Source organism: Colwellia sp. RE-S-Sl-9, assembly GCF_048296855.1.
GTDB lineage: Bacteria > Pseudomonadota > Gammaproteobacteria > Enterobacterales > Alteromonadaceae > Pseudocolwellia.
In genome coordinates this window covers 4571800-4589264 of sequence record NZ_CP182631.1, presented here as the reverse complement: position 1 = coordinate 4589264, position 17465 = coordinate 4571800, and the positions used below count along the sequence as shown (strand labels likewise).

Annotated in this window: 16 protein-coding genes; 3 read left to right on the top strand and 13 right to left on the bottom strand. The window is 35.9% G+C overall.

Annotation, left to right across the window (positions count from 1 at the left end):
* Positions 1–126: 126 nt before the first annotated feature.
* Together ACM9HF_RS19990 and ACM9HF_RS19985 are read right to left on the bottom strand one after the other, a co-directional pair.
* A complete protein-coding gene (locus ACM9HF_RS19990) occupies positions 127–258 on the bottom strand; it encodes a hypothetical protein (protein ID WP_473613297.1) in 132 nt (43 codons plus the stop codon).
* Between the two features lie 172 nt (positions 259–430).
* Positions 431–1081, bottom strand: coding sequence for a hypothetical protein (locus ACM9HF_RS19985; protein WP_473613296.1), 651 nt, complete (start codon positions 1079–1081; stop codon positions 431–433).
* A gap of 567 nt (positions 1082–1648) precedes the next feature.
* Between ACM9HF_RS19985 and ACM9HF_RS19980 the strand changes: the two genes are divergently transcribed.
* Both ACM9HF_RS19980 and ACM9HF_RS19975 read left to right on the top strand, forming a co-directional pair.
* Positions 1649–1942 carry a helix-turn-helix domain-containing protein gene (locus ACM9HF_RS19980; protein WP_473613295.1) on the top strand — a complete coding sequence of 98 codons (294 nt, stop codon included), beginning with the start codon at positions 1649–1651 and terminating at the stop codon, positions 1940–1942.
* Positions 1932–3137: a type II toxin-antitoxin system HipA family toxin gene (locus ACM9HF_RS19975; RefSeq protein ID WP_473613294.1), complete on the top strand. Its 1206-nt coding sequence runs from the start codon at positions 1932–1934 to the stop codon at positions 3135–3137. Before ACM9HF_RS19980 ends, ACM9HF_RS19975 begins: the two co-directional genes overlap by 11 nt.
* A 324-nt stretch (positions 3138–3461) precedes the next feature.
* Here ACM9HF_RS19975 and ACM9HF_RS19970 read toward each other — a convergent pair whose 3' ends face one another.
* The 3 genes from ACM9HF_RS19970 to ACM9HF_RS19960 form a co-directional block, all read right to left on the bottom strand.
* Positions 3462–4325 (bottom strand): prohibitin family protein, encoded by an 864-nt coding sequence (locus ACM9HF_RS19970; RefSeq protein ID WP_473613293.1) that lies wholly within the window; start codon positions 4323–4325, stop codon positions 3462–3464.
* A gap of 106 nt (positions 4326–4431) precedes the next feature.
* On the bottom strand, positions 4432–7056 hold the full coding sequence (alaS, locus tag ACM9HF_RS19965) for an alanine--tRNA ligase (RefSeq protein ID WP_473613292.1): 2625 nt from the start codon (positions 7054–7056) through the stop codon (positions 4432–4434).
* A gap of 51 nt (positions 7057–7107) precedes the next feature.
* Positions 7108–7536 (bottom strand): regulatory protein RecX, encoded by a 429-nt coding sequence (locus tag ACM9HF_RS19960; RefSeq protein ID WP_473613291.1) that lies wholly within the window; start codon positions 7534–7536, stop codon positions 7108–7110.
* Between the two features lie 156 nt (positions 7537–7692).
* Here ACM9HF_RS19960 and ACM9HF_RS19955 point away from each other — a divergent pair, with 156 nt between their 5' ends.
* Positions 7693–10047, top strand: a complete 2355-nt coding sequence (locus ACM9HF_RS19955) for a hypothetical protein (RefSeq protein WP_473613290.1) — start codon at positions 7693–7695, stop codon at positions 10045–10047.
* 71 nt (positions 10048–10118) lie between these two features.
* Here ACM9HF_RS19955 and dinB read toward each other — a convergent pair whose 3' ends face one another.
* The 8 genes from dinB to ACM9HF_RS19915 form a co-directional block, all read right to left on the bottom strand.
* Positions 10119–11177, bottom strand: a complete 1059-nt coding sequence (dinB, locus tag ACM9HF_RS19950; protein WP_473613289.1) for a DNA polymerase IV — start codon at positions 11175–11177, stop codon at positions 10119–10121.
* A gap of 169 nt (positions 11178–11346) precedes the next feature.
* Complete coding sequence (nqrM, locus tag ACM9HF_RS19945; protein WP_076418581.1) at positions 11347–11568, bottom strand: (Na+)-NQR maturation NqrM; 222 nt, start codon at positions 11566–11568, stop codon at positions 11347–11349.
* Positions 11569–11676: 108 nt separating this feature from the next.
* A complete protein-coding gene (locus tag ACM9HF_RS19940; RefSeq protein ID WP_473613288.1) occupies positions 11677–12690 on the bottom strand; it encodes an FAD:protein FMN transferase in 1014 nt (337 codons plus the stop codon).
* Between the two features lie 249 nt (positions 12691–12939).
* Positions 12940–14163 carry an NADH:ubiquinone reductase (Na(+)-transporting) subunit F gene (gene nqrF, locus ACM9HF_RS19935; RefSeq protein WP_077338002.1) on the bottom strand — a complete coding sequence of 408 codons (1224 nt, stop codon included), beginning with the start codon at positions 14161–14163 and terminating at the stop codon, positions 12940–12942.
* 63 nt (positions 14164–14226) lie between these two features.
* On the bottom strand, positions 14227–14850 hold the full coding sequence (gene nqrE, locus ACM9HF_RS19930) for an NADH:ubiquinone reductase (Na(+)-transporting) subunit E (RefSeq protein WP_076418586.1): 624 nt from the start codon (positions 14848–14850) through the stop codon (positions 14227–14229).
* Between the two features lie 5 nt (positions 14851–14855).
* Positions 14856–15479, bottom strand: coding sequence for an NADH:ubiquinone reductase (Na(+)-transporting) subunit D (locus ACM9HF_RS19925; RefSeq protein WP_473613287.1), 624 nt, complete (start codon positions 15477–15479; stop codon positions 14856–14858).
* The gene (locus ACM9HF_RS19920) at positions 15479–16261 is read right to left on the bottom strand and encodes a Na(+)-translocating NADH-quinone reductase subunit C (protein ID WP_473613286.1); all 783 of its coding nucleotides are present in this window, start codon (positions 16259–16261) and stop codon (positions 15479–15481) included. Before ACM9HF_RS19920 ends, ACM9HF_RS19925 begins: the two co-directional genes overlap by 1 nt.
* Entirely contained in the window at positions 16254–17465 is a 1212-nt protein-coding gene (locus ACM9HF_RS19915; RefSeq protein WP_473613285.1) for an NADH:ubiquinone reductase (Na(+)-transporting) subunit B, read from the bottom strand. Before ACM9HF_RS19915 ends, ACM9HF_RS19920 begins: the two co-directional genes overlap by 8 nt.

Sequence of the window (17465 nt, the reverse complement as noted above, 5' to 3'; positions counted from 1 at the left end):
ATTCAGGTCCTAGTTTAGTTTCCTAATGCGTTGTTAAACTGAAAATTATGGTTGTATATAATCGCAAAGCGATGACCAATTATTCTTTTCTGTTTAAGTAACTTTTTAGGTGAAATAATAATTTTGCTAATCACCTTTTTTGTGTTTATGTGGCTTAAGTGAAGGCTTATTCCCGGGAGTGTTTTTATTATCCCTACGACGCTTATCTAACTCCCCTGTTGATTTAGCAATTGGTTTTGGACCTGGTTTAATTCCCATAATTTTTTCCTTTTGTTGTGTTGCTTGGTTTTAGGCTTTAAATGCATATTTGAAAATAGCACATAACTTATATGGGGATGCAAAATAAACAATCAAGTGCTACAAAAGAATGCACAATAGCTGACTAAAATAGAAATAATAGATCAGTTATTTATCCTAGTTAAATTGATTATTAGAGTCTTTTATCAATACTGTGAAATGACACGAAGCAATTAATTAAAGATATTGTTTTAGGAAATAACTCATTATATAACTCAATCATAAGGTATTCGATATTGTAATTCCTGAATCCAATACACAAGTCCTCACTTGAAAACTCTGGTTTATTATACTGATTAACAATTTCTTTAAAAAAACAGCTATCTATTCTTGGAATCCTACGGTGCTTAGAAACATTTACTAAATGTTCAAGCTCTAGATACGATTGAGATTGACGAATATCATTAATTACAGCATTACCATCATTAAAGTTATGATTTTTAATGTATTCATACAATGTACTCCAACCAATATGACGAAATTCAATATCAGGATTAGCTTGAAGAATAATATTTAACATATATGGCACTGACTCAATCAATGCATGAAGACACCTAAAAAAAGCATAACCATGTGACTCAAAAGCAATCCTATAATACTGGGGATCTATTTGTGCGTTAATATTAAGTTTGTCTTGCATTGCAAGGTCATAATTTTGACAAGCCTTTTTATACTCTTCGAAGTGAAATTCACAGTATTGTTTTTGGGAATCTAAACCCTTAAATGAAGTTTCAAATCGTTGCCTATCCTTTGAATCAATATCTGGATTTAATGCTTCTACCAATGTTTCCTTCTTCAATCCCACCATAAAAATCCTAACAGTTTATTAATAGAAACTATTCTCGTTTACTACAAACAAAAAAACAGCCAACTAATTATCCTAAATTAAAGCCAATATATATAACTTAAATATAATCCTCAATCACTTAGTATGTTGATTAAAAAATGAAATTATAAATAGCAAGAACGCATAGGACACTATATGCATAACAGTAAACTAAATAGATTATTATTAACAAATCAAACTTAGATATTAGAACGTAAAAACATAAGGAATAAGGTCGGTCGCTAAAACAAACCATCTAAGCTAATAGTTCGTCACCCCCTTAACCTTTACCCCCGAATTACTAAACGGGGGCCTATTAAAATCAAAGACTTACTAACGCACTTCGTTTGTTCAACAACGTTCTTTAACGACGAAAAGAAATCGTTAAAGTTGCGAAATCCACATTCTCTTACACCATAAACACATAGCCTCTTCAAACACTATTGATTAAAATTTGATACATAATAGACAAATAAAACAATATGCATTATATTTAACTCATAAGAAGCTAATGACTTAAATATAATGCATAAAAACTCAGATAATTTATTACAATCTATCGGACTACTTGTTAAAAGTGTTCGCTCTGAAACTATGGATCAAACAGAGTTAGGCAAAAGAGTTGGTGTGAGCCGTACTACTATTTCAGCCATTGAACGTGGGATTGGTGTTAACTCTAAAGCGTTATTTAATGTTCTCGCTTTTTTAGACTTAACTCAAAACCTACAAGCATCCATTGATGAACGTTCTGCATTAATTGAATCTGTTAGATCACGTAAAGCAAGAAAAGCGCCTGAAGAGCTTTCGAATGATTTCTAAAGCTTATGTGTTTATAGATGGTCTTGAAGATAAGCCTATTGTTTGTGGTGCAGTTACTCTTGATGTAAAAAAACAATATGGTGAATTTCGTTACGGTAAAAGCTATTTAGCGCGAGCAGATGCATTTCCGCTCGACCCGCTAAACCTCCCCCTTTCTAATAATATATATAAAACAACCAATCAAAGAGGTATGTTTGGTGTGCTTGCTGATGCGGGTGCTGACTCGTGGGGTGAAAAAGTTATACTTTCGCTACACAATACTAAACCTAAAAATGCGCTTGAGTTTTTATTAGCTGGTGCTGGCATGGGCGTGGGATCATTAGTTTTTAGCTTATCTAGTCTTACCTCTAAATTAAAAATAAATAAGAATACTTTAGGGGATATTCCTCTGTTATTGAGAGCGAAAGACGCGATTCTAAATGATGAAGAAATACCTAAAGAAGCAAAAAAAGCCTTTGAATATGGTTCAAGTATGGGGGGTGCTCGTCCTAAAACCACAGTGTCTGACGGTAACATAACCTATTTAGCTAAATTTAATCGTGCTGATGATTTATTTAATCATGCTAAAGTTGAAAATGCTTCGATGAATATGCTGAAAGAACTAACAGGTCATGTTGCACATACCAAAGTGTTAGAAACAAATAATGGTGATGTATTATTGGTTGAGCGATTTGATTTAGAAGGTATACGCCCTACTCACCATTTTATTAGTGCTAATTCTCTTATTAATTTACGCTCTATTAATCCCTCGTTGTTGGTAGATACATACAGCTATGGATTTCTGTCTGAGTTTATTTTGAAGCACGGTAGTGTTCCTGAAGATGCTGCTGAACTATTTCAACGTATGGTGTTTAACGTGTTTATTGGTAATACCGATGATCATACGCGTAATCATGCTTTTTTATATTCATTCAAAAATAAAGATTGGCGTTTATCACCTGCTTATGATGTTTTACCCATTAATATAAACGGCCAACATGGTATGGGCATTGGTACAGATGGACGAAATGGAACGGTTGAAAACTTATTGTCGCAAGCTAAAAGATTTGGTTTGAAGCGTTTTAAAGCAGAAAAAATAATTAAAGAAACCTTAGATCTTGTTTCTGAATGGCGAAGATATTTCAAAAATCACGGCGTTGGCGATGGTGATTTAGAACGTTTGAAGGTTGTTATTCCGTTGCATTTGCACACTTAACCTTAATCAATATAATTTATTGATTTTAAAATACAAAAAGACGCTGATTAGCGTCTTTTTTCGTTTATATAAAACTCATATATTTTAAAAACTATTTAACCTCAACTCGGGTTAATGAATGTTAGCGAATAAATTAAAGTTATTATTTATCAAAAACCTAATATGTATCGTTGTTTTCATAAGCTATATTAGCTTCTCAACATTGATATTTTTGTGTATAACAAGGCGAATTTTTCTATCTAATAGCTAGCTATTAGTAATAAATTCAACGAAGTTAGGCATAAAAATAGCTTGTTGAGTAACTTTGCTTATCCCGAGCTAAGGTTATTTAGCTCGCATATCTAAAATAGGCATGTTCTGCCCACCTAACATGGTTGAAGGTAATTTACCGTCCCAATTTTGAGCTTCTGTTAACTTAACAATTAATGGGTTGTCGCCTAATGCTTTCGCTTTTGCTGTAATGGCTTCGGCTTCAGCTAAACCTTTAATACGAATAGATTCTGCTTCTGCAATAGCGACTAATTTAATACCATCAGCTTTTGCTTTAGCGGTGTTTACGTCTCGTTGTGCTTCTAGGTTTTGTCTTGCGAGTTTATGTTCTTCGGCTGCCGCTAAGTTTTTTTCTGTTTGCTTAGTTTCAATAGATGTTAAGTACTTAGCAGGTAGCTGAATGTTTTCAATTTGAATGTTATCCACTGTTACTGGGAAGTCTTTCATCTCTTCAATTAAGTTAGCTTCAATGGCTTGAATCGCGCTCGCTCTGTCTTGAATAAGCTTTTCTGCATCAAAGCGTGGGATCACGTCTTTCGTTGCGGATCTAAACCTTGGATCTAATATTCTGCTTTCAAATTGCGAAAGGCCGCCGTATTGTCTAAATAGCTCTAATGCAGCTGCTTTATCTACAGTCCAGTTAACAGACACACTAACCGTAACAGGCATTTGTTCTTTTGTGCTAGAGGCCATTCTTTCTTCGTTTTTGCGTGTTCTTACTTCTATTTCTTCTACGCTATCAATAAAAGGTACTTTAAAGTGTAGCCCAGGGTTTACTTGTTCTTTAGCTTCGCTGAAACGTTTAACTATCCCTATATGCCCTTCGTTAACGGTATAAATAGACCCCATCAGTAAAATAAAACCGACGATTAGAAATATAATCGTTTTTACTGGGATATTAAATTTTTGAAAGTTCATTGTTCATCCTTAATGTATATAAAATATTACTGCTATAAAAAAAGACGCAGGATGCGTCTTTTTATGTTTAGGTTGTTTCACTCTTATTTAATTTAAGTAAGCGCTATTAACCTAATTTTTCTTCTAACCATGGTTTAACGGTTGCAAGTGCTGCTACTAGGTTTTCTGGTTGGCTACCACCGGCTTGCGCCATGTCTGGACGTCCGCCACCTTTACCACCTACTTGCTGGGCTACTACATTAACTAATTCGCCCGCTTTAACGTTATTGGTTAAGTCTTTAGTTACACCTGCAATTAAGCTCACTTTATCGTCGTTAGCTGTTGCTAAAAAGATAATAGCTGAGCCCATTTTGTTTTTAAGGTCGTCTACCATACCACGTAATGATTTAGCTTCGGCGTTTTCCAGATTCGCAATAAGTACTTTAATACCATTAATGTCGATTGCTTGGCTAACTAAGTCAGAACCTGCTTGAGCCGCTAATGTTTGTTTTAGCTGGGCAATTTCTTTTTCAAGTTGCTTACCTTTACTAATAAGTAGCTCTACTTTGCTTGCTGCGCTGTTTGTGTCAGATTTTACCATTGACGCAATTTTACTTAATGCACTGGCTTGTTCGTCAACAAAGTTTAACGCACCGTTACCTGTGTAAGCTTCTATACGTCTAACGCCAGCAGCAATACCAGATTCAGACGCTATTTTAAATAAGCCAATATCGCCCGTTTGGTTTACATGAACACCGCCACATAATTCGGTAGAAAATTCACCCAGTGTTACTACGCGTACTTCTTCGTCATATTTTTCACCAAATAGTGCCATAGCGCCTTTTTCTTTGGCTTGGTCTATTGCCATTAATTCGGTGTTGCGTTTATGGTTTGTACGTATTTCACTATTTACCATGCGCTCTACGGTATGCAATTCTTCTGCTGTTACGGCTTCAAAATGAGAGAAATCGAAACGTAGTTTTTCAGCATCACATAACGAGCCTTTTTGCGTAACATGGTCGCCTAGTACTTTACGTAAAGCGGCATGAAGTAAATGAGTAGCAGTATGGTTTTTAACAATATTATTACGGCTTTCAAGGTTAATTTCTGCATTAACCTTTTGTTGTAATTTAATTGCTGCTTGTGCCACACCTTGGTGAGCAAAAGCATTACCTACTTTAACGGTATCTTTAACTTCAAATACGCCAGCGTCAGAACGTAAAACACCTGAGTCACCTACTTGTCCGCCCGACTCTGCGTAAAATGGTGTTTGGTCTAATATTACAACGCCTTGTTCACCCGCTTTCAGCTCTGTTACTGATTCGCCGTTAGCAAAAAGTTCTACAACCGTTGATGATAATTGGTATTGCGTATAGCCTTTAAAATCACTGACTTGATCAGATTTTAACTGTTCGTTGTAATCGGTACCAAATTGGCTAGCTTGTTGCGCTCGTTCACGTTGACGTGCCATGGCTTGATCAAAACCGTCTTGATCAATAGTTAGGTCACGTTCGCGTGCAATATCAGCGGTTAAATCAGCCGGAAATCCGTAAGTGTCGTAAAGTTTGAATACGTCTTCACCTGAAATTACACTACCTTTCATTTCAGATAGTATGTTTTCAAGTAATGCCATGCCTCGGTCAAGCGTACGGCCAAATTGTTCTTCTTCAATACGCAGTATTTTTTCAATAATAGCTTGTTGATCAACTAATTCAGGGTAGGCGTCGCCCATTTGCTTAGCTAGTGACGCTACTATTTTATAAAAGAAATCTGTTTTAGCTTCTAACTTATGCCCATGACGAATTGCACGACGAATAATACGTCTAAGTACGTAACCTCGGCCTTCGTTTGATGGCATAACACCGTCAGTAATTAAGAAACTACAAGAGCGAATATGATCAGCAATTACACGTAATGATTTATGCTCTAAATCTTTACAGTCTAACAAGTTAGCAATATCAGAAATTAAACCTTGGAAAATATCAATTTCGTAGTTGCTGTGAACACCTTGCATAATAGCCGCAATACGTTCAAGCCCCATACCTGTATCAACAGAAGGTTTAGGAAGTGGATCCATTGCTCCATCGCTTTGGCGATTGAACTGCATAAAAACAAGGTTCCAAATTTCGATAAAGCGATCGCCATCTTCATCAGGAGATCCCGGAGGACCACCAAAAATACCTTCACCATGATCGTAGAATATTTCAGAACATGGACCACATGGCCCAGTGTCACCCATTGACCAAAAGTTATCAGATTCGTATTTTTTATCTGGAGATTTATCACCTATACGAATAATTTTATCTACAGGTACGCCTATTTTTTCAGCCCAAAAATTAAATGCTTCGTCGTCTGATTCATAAACAGTTACTAGCAGTTTTTCTTTGGGTAATTTTAATACGGTGGTTAAAAATTCCCATGCATAAGTAATAGCATGTTCTTTAAAATAATCGCCAAAACTAAAGTTACCTAACATTTCAAAAAATGTATGATGACGAGCTGTATATCCCACATTTTCTAAGTCGTTGTGTTTACCACCGGCTCTAACACAGCGCTGCGAAGAAGTAGCACGTGTATAACTACGTTGCTCTGCACCTAAAAAAACATCTTTAAATGGTACCATTCCAGCATTGGTAAAAAGTAAGGTAGCGTCGTTACCAGGAACTAAAGAACTACTTGCTACAATTTGATGTTGCTTAGATGCGTAAAAATCTAAAAATGCTTGACGTAATTCAGCACTCGTTTTAATCATGGGAAATCCAACTCGTTAACATTTAATTATTTATATTCGTATTGTAGTTACTTACAAAATAGCGAAAATTTCATCAGAGGAAAAACCTCTGCTTTGTAAAAATCGTGCACGTTTTGCTTTATCTTTTTGATCAATAACAGCTGTTGTACCAAAACGCTTATTATACGCAAGCTCGGCCTGAAGATACCAATCAATTTGCTGATTATTCTTTAATTGAGAAATTAATGATGAACTAATACCTTTTTGCGTTAATTCATTTTTAATATACAACCAACCATAACCTCTATTTACACGCGTTCTAAAAACGCTTTCAGCAAAGCGTTCATGGCTTAGGTAGTTTTCTTCAATAAGGTATTCAATAACCGGCGTTATTTCTTCTAGCTCAAATTTTCTCAATAAAAGCTTTTGCGTTAATTCTTTTGTGGAGTGTTCTCTACGAGATAACAACCCGATAGCGGAATGTAAAATACTTTTATTCAATTAAATTAAAACCTATACAATGAGTAGGCTTATTTTACTGAATATTTTAAGCAAATAAACAAGAGAATAAATAGCTTTTACATTTGCATGATGATCACGCAAAATATAGTCATATAAAAACAGTCCAAAAAGCTGTAAAACTAAACAGGGATCTGTATGTTAAAAAACATGTTAACCATTCGAAATATTCTTCTAGCTGGCTTATTGGTTGTATTGCAATCATGTGGTGGTTCAAGTGACAAAGAACGTTATTCAATTTCAGCTGACAAAACATCGTTAACCTTTAGCGCGGTAGCGCAGGAAAAGTCGACTCAATCTTTAAAAGTTGACGTTGAATTTTCTGGTGATGGCTTATTAGTCGGTTTTTCTCCCGATTCAACACCACTATCTTGGATAAAGTTTAGAACAGAGAATGTAACCGACAATTCCGCAACGGTTTATGTTGAGCTTTTAGATAGTGATCTATATATACCTAATTTATATCAAACTAAAGTTAGGCTCTCTACTGGCAGTATTGAAGGCAACAGTGTTGATCTTGTTCATCATGATATAGATGTTTCGATATTAATTGCTCCAGCTTTTAGTTTTAAATCAGTTGCGGGACAAAATAACATAGCAAGCCAAACTATTACTCTTCTTAATTCAACCGATGATACTTGGGAAGCTTCTACAACAGCGGCTTGGCTAACACCTGTTTTAGATAAAGATACTGAAACTAAAACTCTGACACTAACCAGTTCAGCTGATATCAGCTCTTTTACCGATTCAGGTTTACAACAAACTGACATCACATTAAAAAATACGACAACAGGTGAAGAGTTTATTATTCCTGTAGAACTAGGGTTAGATAACACTTACCTTTTTGCTAGCCAACCGCATGTTGCTTTAGTTTCTACGCCTAATAGCAACATAACTGAAACGGTTATATCTGTATCAAACAATGCAGAAAAAGTGATTGATTGGACAGCAACTACAACGGCTGATTGGCTAACTTTAACGCCTTTAGCAGATGGAAATACCCTTAAAATAAGCGCAGATACTTCAAAGGTAACTGAAAATGCAACATCACTAGCCGACATTAGTATTGAATCAAATACTACAAACGAAGCTATTACTGATGTTGTAAGCGTAAGTTTATTTCATTCAACTACCTTAACTGAAAAACAAGATATAGATCTGAGTAATGTTTTAGTAAACACTAATGCGATTGCAACATCTCCTTCGCAGCCTTTGGTATATGTTGGTGTAAATAATGAAATTAAAGTGTTTAATATTTACACGGGGGAATTGCTTAATACTTTAATTGCTTCACCTGAAGGCACCCAAGTAGCACAGTTTGTTATGCACCCACAAGGCACCTACTTGCTAGCTCAAGCAACTGAAACAACAACGAGTGATGATGAAACATCTACGGTTACCCATAGATATAGAATCAACTTAGCAGACAATACCATAAGTGAAATTGAAGATTGGACGATAGTTGCTGCACCTGATCGTATCGTTAGATTGTCTGGCCGATATTTTGTATTAACAACCGCTTTAGAGTTTGCAGACGAAAACTTAAAAAGCCTTTACTTTAATAATGAAGAAGGATTTAACCCAACTAAAATTGCAGTTGCTGAATTAACTCATAGTGTATTTGCAATTGATAATACGGATTCGAGTTTATCTAAAATAAAAAGATTTAAAGTTGAAGTAAACGACTATACCACAGAAAAAGTAGCCACTAACTTAACTCATAGTTACCACCCTACGAGTCTGCCTGATGAAGAACCTATTATAGATTTAGCCGTAACTAACGATGAAAAAAATCTATACCTTGTGAGTAAAACATCTGAATGGCTGAGTTTTGATGGTACAAGCTTTACTGATAATGGTTTATTAGCGAAAGAAGAAACGGTACTAAGAGCGGATCAAGCCACTGAAACAATTGTAAATGAAGATATAACCTCAAGTGAAGATAATATAGTTACTCACTCTGTTTACCTAAATAGCCTTAATCAGCCTCATTATATAAGAACAATTAAAGTACCTAATACTTCACCTATATTGTATGAAACACACATTAATACCTACAGTACGCAACAACAATTAATGTCGAGTATTTCTGCCTCTAACAATACTCAATTATTTAATATATCGCCTGTTGATATTAGTTTTTCACTCAGTGCTCAACACATAATAACAAACGATAAATCAAGTAATAATATTACTGCCAACATAGCGCCATTTATGCCTGACACACTTGAAGTAACCTTTAATGTACCGTTAGCTAAACCGGAAGATGAACAGTTTATTGTTAATTTAGGCAATATTGATAGTGGCTGGCAAGCCTTAAGAAATGAAGATTGGATAGTAGGAACTAAAGATACTGAAAAGCCAAGTGAGCTTATTATTACCTTAGTCGATTACAACACGTTAGCTTCTGGTATATATCACGACGAGATCATTGTATATGATGTTGCTAACCTTGCATCAGCAACAATCAAAGTAGTGTTAAACGTTGAGTAATAATTCCATTAAATTTTAAAACTAATTAAGGGCTGCATTAACAATATAAGTTAGCTGTAGCCCTAATCTCTTTATAACTCCAACTCAAATTGATGTTGCTCGTCAGCTTCTTCCCCCAAACCAATATGTACACCTAATAATCTCACCGCTTTACCCTCTCCGCGAGCTAATGCTTCTTGTAAAAGCTGATTAAAAATATCATCGTCAAAACTATGATGCTTAAATTCTTTAGTGGTTTGATGAAAGTCTTTGAATTTAACTTTAACCCCTAATTTACTGATATCTCGTGTTTGAAGATAAGATTCAGAACGCCGCTTTAGCTCAGGAATCAGCTTTTCATGCATATACTCACTCAGTTCTTCTACTGAGCTAATATCGTGAGCAAAGGTTCTCTCAACACCTACAGACTTACGTATTCGACTAGTAACCACTTCTCTATTATCTACGCCATGACATTTATGCCATAAAGAGATGCCTAATTTACCAAACTTATTAATAAGTTCAGATTTTTCGTAGGCAATAACATCTCGCCCAAACTCTAAGCCATGTGCTTTAAGTTTTTCAAACGTTACTTTGCCTACACCGGGAATTTTACTGAGCGACATTTTTTCAACAAAGTCGTTAACTTTGTCAGGCGTAATAACACATTGTCCGTTAGGTTTATTTTCGTCGCTGGCAATTTTGGCTAAAAATTTATTGGGAGCTATACCTGCTGAAGCGGTAAGATTGAGTTCATCAAAAATATCTTGTCTGATCTGTTCAGCAATAAGTGTCGCGCTACCTTGACAGTGTTTAGAGTCGGTAACATCTAAATAAGCTTCGTCTAATGATAAAGGTTCTATTAGGTCTGTATACTTTTGGAAGATAGCTCTAATTTTTACCGATATTTCTTTATATACATCCATTCTGCCATTCACAATAATAAGATCAGGGCATAACATAAAGGCTTTAGCGTTTGGCATAGCTGAACGTACACCATATTGGCGAGCTATATAATTAGAAGTGGATAAAACACTGCGAGGACCATTACCGCCAACGGCCATAGGCACATTTTTTAATTCAGGATTATCTCTCATTTCTACTGCGGCATAGAAACAATCCATATCGATATGAATAATTTTACGAACCATAGAAAACTCAAAGCACTGTATATAAAAACAGTTTAAAGGAGTTGTTAGGTATTTACAATGAGGAAGATAATGAACGAAGAAATAAGTGATACATGCTGCACCACTTATTTAATTGTTGGAGTGATATAAAGCTGTAAAGCTATTAGGTCGTTAAAATAGTCGACTATAATTAGATATTTTTAATATCTATAGAATTTTCGTTAAGAGCAGCGGCTTTTTCACGTTCAATTCTTTTTTCACACGGGTTATCACAGTCACAAGCTTTTTCAATGCCCATTGAAGATAAACCACCACAAGAGCCCGCAAGTGTTTTATTTTGAAAAATATAACCAACGGCCATTGCAGCAACAACCACGAGAAAAAAACATAATGTAATTAAAAAGATACCCACAATGTAACCTTAATATTTTGTTCAAATGTATTCATGCTTTATTCTATTTAAAGCACAACTTTTAATATAGACCGAGTATATGTAAACAATATTCTCGCTTAATTTTTTTTATTTAAGATATTGAGCAAATTTTACCGTGCTTTGCTCAACAAAGCCATTTTCTGATTTACTAATAAAGTAAGCAGCTATTTCATTTTCTTCTGCAAAAGCTAACGCTTCTTTTTCGCCCATCACCATTAATGCTGTAGATAAACCATCAGCCGTCATTGATGATGGATGAATTACCGTTACAGAGACTAACTTATGATTAATAGGTTTTCCTGTAGCAGGATCAATAATATGAGAAAAACGTTGCCCGTTAGATTCGAAATAATTTCTATAATCACCAGAAGTAGCAACAGCGTTATTTTTAGGAACAACAACTTGCTGAACAGCGCGTTCGGTTGTTACTGGTTTCTCTATAGCGATATGCCATAACTCGCCAGTATCTTTAAAGCCTTTTAAACGCATTTCACCACCAATTTCTACTAAGTAGTTGTGTATGCCTCTGCTTTCCACTAACTCGGCAATTAGATCGACTCCGTAGCCTTTAGCAATGGTAGATAAATCAATATAGAGTTCATCAATTTTTTTACTTAATCGACCATCTACTAACTCAATATTTTCAATACCTACTTTACTTTTAGTTTGTTCGAGTAACTCATCAGAAGGCACTTTTTCAAGACGATATTCAGGACCAAATCCCCATAAGTTTACTAAAGGCCCTACGGTAACATCTAACTTACCATTACTTAATTTACCTAAACGAATAGCTTCTTCAATAACACGCGCTAAACCTTTAGATAAAGTAACAGGCTCTGACGATCGTAATTGATTAAAATGTGAAAGCTCTGAATCAGGAATATAGGTAGACATTTCTTGGTTAACATTAACAAGCGCACTGTCTATATCTTTTTGTAGTAATTGGGTATCAATAGAGTCGTTTTCTACTATCACTTTAATATTATAAGTGGTTCCCATTGTTCTACCTTGCAGTAGTACTTCTTTTTTGTCTAAGTTTTTACTAGGAAAGCATCCCGTCAGTAAAGTTAAAACAAGCGTGATTAATATTAAGTTTTTCATACAACTTCCAAAAGATTATTATTTATGTAAATGCACTTCTATTAGATAGTAAATTGCACTTATATAAATAATAAAGGCGACCTAAGTCGCCTTTAAATAAAATATTAATTAAATATTTTAGTGTGAATTATATTTTAAAGTTAAGCGAAGAATAGTGGTGCTAATTCAAGGCGGATGCACGGAGTTGACGATAGTCAATGAGTACATCCAACGCTGAAGTAGTGCCAATAGGCAGCTTAAAATAAAATATTAGCCACCAAAGTCATCTAACATGATATTCTCATCTTCTACGCCAAGGTCTTTAAGCATATGAATAACAGCAGCATTCATCATTGGTGGACCACACATGTAGTACTCACAATCTTCTGGCGCTTCATGATCTTTCAAGTATTGTTCATGTAATACGTTATGAATAAAACCTGTTAAACCATCCCAGTTATCTTCTGGTTGAGGGTCTGAAAGTGCAACATGCCATTCAAAGTTGTCATTAGCAGCCGCTAAGCCGTTATAGTCATCTTCATAGAACATTTCACGTAGTGAACGTGCACCATACCAGAAACTCATTTTACGCTTAGAGTTTAAACGTTTAAGTTGATCGAATATGTGAGAACGCATTGGCGCCATACCAGCACCACCACCAATAAATACCATTTCAGCATCGGTATCTTTCGCGAAGAATTCACCAAATGGACCTGAAATAGTAACTTTATCGCCAGGTTTTAAGCTAAAGATGTACGATGACATTTTACCTGCTGGTAAGTGTAATCTTCCTGGAGGAGGCGTAGCAATACGCACGTTAAGCATGATAATGCCTTCTTCTTCAGGATAGTTAGCCATTGAGTATGCACGTAACGTTGGTTCATCAACTTTTGATTCAACATCAAAAAAGCCAAAATGATTCCAATCGCCACGGTATTGTTCATCAATATCAAAATCGCTGTATTTAACGTGATGAGCTGGCGCTTCAATTTGAATGTAACCACCGGCTCTAAACGGTACAGATTCACCATTTGGAATTTGTAGTTTTAGTTCTTTAATGAAAGTTGCTTTGTTATCGTTAGAGATAACTTCACATTCCCATTGTTGAACACCAAAGATTTCGTCTTCTACTTCAATTTCCATGTCTTGCTTAACAGCAACTTGACATGAAAGACGACAACCTTCTTTAGCTTCACGTTTAGTGATATGACCTTGCTCAGTTGGTAAAATATCTCCACCACCTGAATGAACATGTACACGACACTGTCCACAAGTACCACCACCACCACATGCTGAAGGAATAAAAATACCTTGGTCAGCAAGTGCGCCTAATAGCTTTCCGCCAGCACTAGTCGTAACTGCTTTATCTGGATCGCCATTTATACTAATAGTCACGTCACCTTCTGCAACTAACTTCGATTTAGCAAATAAGATTACTAGAACCAAAGCTATAACGATCGCAGTGAACATGCCTACGCCGAGAATGATTTCCATCGACTTTTCCTTATACTTTTCTAGGGGAATACAAGTTACAACTCGTATTCCTTGTTAATCTTATTATAACGAAATACCACCGAAAGAAAGAAAGCCAAAAGCCATCAATCCTGCAGTAATAAACGTAATACCCAAACCTTTAAGGCCATCTGGAACGTCAGAATATTTCATCTTTTCGCGAATACCAGCAAGCAATACAATAGCTAATGCCCAACCGATACCAGAGCCAACACCATAAACAACAGATTCACCTAGCGTTAAGTTTTTAGATACCATAAATGATACCGCACCAAAAATCGCACAGTTAACCGTAATTAACGGTAAGAAGATACCTAATGCTTGATATAACGCAGGGAAGTATTTATCTAACACCATTTCAAGGATCTGAACTAATGCAGCAATAACACCGATAAACGTTATAAATGATAAGAAACTTAAATCAATTGTTTCTTTAGGGTCTGTAATCCCCATAATTGAATCTAAAGCACCAGGCGCTAATATTGCTTGGTAGATTATTTGGTTAGCTGGAACCGCAATACCAAGTACAACGATAACAGCTACACCCAACCCCATAGCAGTACTTACTTTTTTAGATACAGCTAAGAAAGTACACATACCTAGGAAGAAACTTAAAGCGATGTTTTCAATAAAAATCGTTTTAACTAATAAACTAATATAATGTTCCATGAGTTCTAATCCTTCTCAACTTGTTCTGGTTTCCATTGGCGAATTGCCCAAATTAAGAAACCAATAAGGAAGAATGAGCTAAATGGTAATACTAATAAGCCATTTGCTTGATACCAACCACCATTTTGAATCAATGATAATATTTCGATACCAAAGACTGTTCCGAATCCAAATAGTTCACGAACAAAAGCAACACTCATTAGTATGAAACCATAACCTAGACCATTACCGATACCGTCCATGAAACTTACACCAGGCTTTTCTTTCATAGCAAAAGCTTCTGCACGGCCCATAACGATACAGTTAGTAATAATTAAGCCAACAAATACAGAAAGCTCTTTCGATAATTGATAAGAAAAGGCCTTAAGTACTTGGTCAACTACAATTACTAATGATGCAATGATTGCCATTTGAACAATAATACGAACACTTGAAGGTATTTGATTACGAATAATCGAAATAAACAAGTTAGAAAATGCCGTAACAACAATAACAGCTAATGTCATTACTAATGCATTTGCCATTGAACTTGTTACCGCTAAAGCAGAACAAATACCAAGTATTTGAAGCGCTATAGGGTTGTTGTCAAAAATAGGTTTAGTTAAAACCTTATTTGTTTCTGAAGCCATTAGTTAACACCTCCCTTACCTAATGAAGAGCGATACTTAGCAATAAAAGGTTTGTAACCTTCTTCACCAAACCAAAACTGTAATGTACGTGTAACACCGTTACTTGTTAAAGTTGCACCTGATAAAGCATCAACACCATGGATGTCGTTAGCTTTTGCGCCACCTTTAACTAAATGAACTTTAGGTTCACCTTGTTCGTCATAAATTTTCTTACCTGGCCATAATGCTTTCCACTTAGGATTCATTACTTCAGCGCCAAGGCCCGGAGTTTCTTTATGATCAGAGTACACAACACTACGTACAGTATTTAAATCTGATTCTAAACCAACGTAACCGTACATTAAATCCCACAAACCTGAACCGACGATAGGAAGAACAATCGTGTTAACTTCACCTTCATCATTACGTACTAAGTAAACAACAGCGTTATTAGAACGACGGTTGATACCTGCAATATCATTCTCAGGTTTTTCAGATTTAGTTGCATCTCGCGAATTACGGCGTTCATCAAATAATAATGGATCACCTTCAATAAACTCTCCTGAATCAAGGTCAATCATTTTAGCGTCAACATATTTGTTAAACGTAGCAACGATATCATCACCAGCAACATCTAATAGACCAGCTGTTTCTAAAATCTTAGTTTGTTGATCAAGTAACTTGTTAGCAACCTGTAAAGGTTTCAGTTGAACTGCAGATATTGATACCAATGCAGCACAAACCAAACAAACAACGAGTACAAAACCAATCGTTTTAATAGGAGTTTCTTTATTACTAGACATTACGAGCAAGCCTCCGTTTGATGTTACCTTGTACAACAAAGTAATCGAATAAAGGAGCAAACAAGTTAGCGAATAAAATAGCTAACATCATACCTTCTGGAAATGCAGGGTTTACTACACGAACAAGCACAACCATTACACCAACTAAAGCACCAAACCAGTATTTACCTGTGTTTGTGAAAGAAGCTGAAACAGGATCTGTTGCCATAAACATCATACCGAATGCAAAACCACCCACAACTAAGTGCCAATACCAAGGCATTGCAAACATTGCGTTAGTTTCACTACCTATGGTATTAAATAGTAAAGACGTAACAACCATACCACCAAACACACCTAATACGATGCGCCATGATGCGATACCTTTATAAAGGATATATGCACCACCTAATAGAATAGCGAATGTTGATACTTCACCAACAGAACCAGGAATAAAGCCCCAGAATGCATTCCACCAGTCAGCATTTAAAGCGTAGCTAATTTCACCAACGTTTGCCGCAGCGCCTGCAGCTAAAGCTGTAGCACCAGAGAAACCGTCAACAGCAACCCAAACTGAATCACCTGAGATTTGTGCTGGATAAGCAAAGAATAAAAATGCACGACCCGCTAACGCTGGGTTTAAGAAGTTTTTACCTGTTCCACCAAATATTTCTTTAGCAACAACAACACCAAAAGTAATACCGATAGCCACTTGCCATAATGGAATAGTTGCAGGAACAATTAATGCAAATAAGATTGAGCTTACGAAGAAACCTTCGTTAACTTCATGCTTACGTACAGCTGCAAAAAGAACTTCCCAGAAACCACCAACAATAAATGTTACGGCATATATAGGTAAAAAGAACACTGCTCCGTAGAGCATCATTCCAAACCAACCAGTATCAGCAGCTAAGCTACCACCTAGTGTTTCAAATAGGCCTACTTGCCATGTATCAGGTAAAGCATAACCAGCAGCTAATGCTTCAGTTGCTTGAAAACCAATATTGTACATACCAAAAAACATGGCAGGAAATACGGCTAACCAAACAGTGATCATGATACGTTTAAGGTCAATACTATCACGTACGTGAGTTTTGCCTTTGTTAACGTAACCTGGAGTAAATAAGCCAGTCGCTACGGCTTCGTAGAGAGCAAACCATTTCTCATGTTTACCGCCTTTTTCAAAATGCGGCTCTATATCTTCAATAAACTTTTTGACACCCAT

Coding starts and splice junctions, on each gene's coding strand:
- ACM9HF_RS19990 (WP_473613297.1), bottom strand. CDS start 258: ATGGGAATTAAACCAGGTCCAAAACCAATTGCTAAATCAACAGGGGAG.
- ACM9HF_RS19980 (WP_473613295.1), top strand. CDS start 1,649: ATGCATAAAAACTCAGATAATTTATTACAATCTATCGGACTACTTGTT.
- ACM9HF_RS19975 (WP_473613294.1), top strand. CDS start 1,932: ATGATTTCTAAAGCTTATGTGTTTATAGATGGTCTTGAAGATAAGCCT.
- ACM9HF_RS19970 (WP_473613293.1), bottom strand. CDS start 4,325: ATGAACTTTCAAAAATTTAATATCCCAGTAAAAACGATTATATTTCTA.
- alaS (WP_473613292.1), bottom strand. CDS start 7,056: ATGATTAAAACGAGTGCTGAATTACGTCAAGCATTTTTAGATTTTTAC.
- ACM9HF_RS19955 (WP_473613290.1), top strand. CDS start 7,693: ATGTTAAAAAACATGTTAACCATTCGAAATATTCTTCTAGCTGGCTTA.
- dinB (WP_473613289.1), bottom strand. CDS start 11,177: ATGGTTCGTAAAATTATTCATATCGATATGGATTGTTTCTATGCCGCA.
- ACM9HF_RS19940 (WP_473613288.1), bottom strand. CDS start 12,690: ATGAAAAACTTAATATTAATCACGCTTGTTTTAACTTTACTGACGGGA.
- nqrF (WP_077338002.1), bottom strand. CDS start 14,163: ATGGAAATCATTCTCGGCGTAGGCATGTTCACTGCGATCGTTATAGCT.
- nqrE (WP_076418586.1), bottom strand. CDS start 14,850: ATGGAACATTATATTAGTTTATTAGTTAAAACGATTTTTATTGAAAAC.
- ACM9HF_RS19925 (WP_473613287.1), bottom strand. CDS start 15,479: ATGGCTTCAGAAACAAATAAGGTTTTAACTAAACCTATTTTTGACAAC.
- ACM9HF_RS19920 (WP_473613286.1), bottom strand. CDS start 16,261: ATGTCTAGTAATAAAGAAACTCCTATTAAAACGATTGGTTTTGTACTC.
- ACM9HF_RS19915 (WP_473613285.1), bottom strand. CDS start 17,465: ATGGGTGTCAAAAAGTTTATTGAAGATATAGAGCCGCATTTTGAAAAA.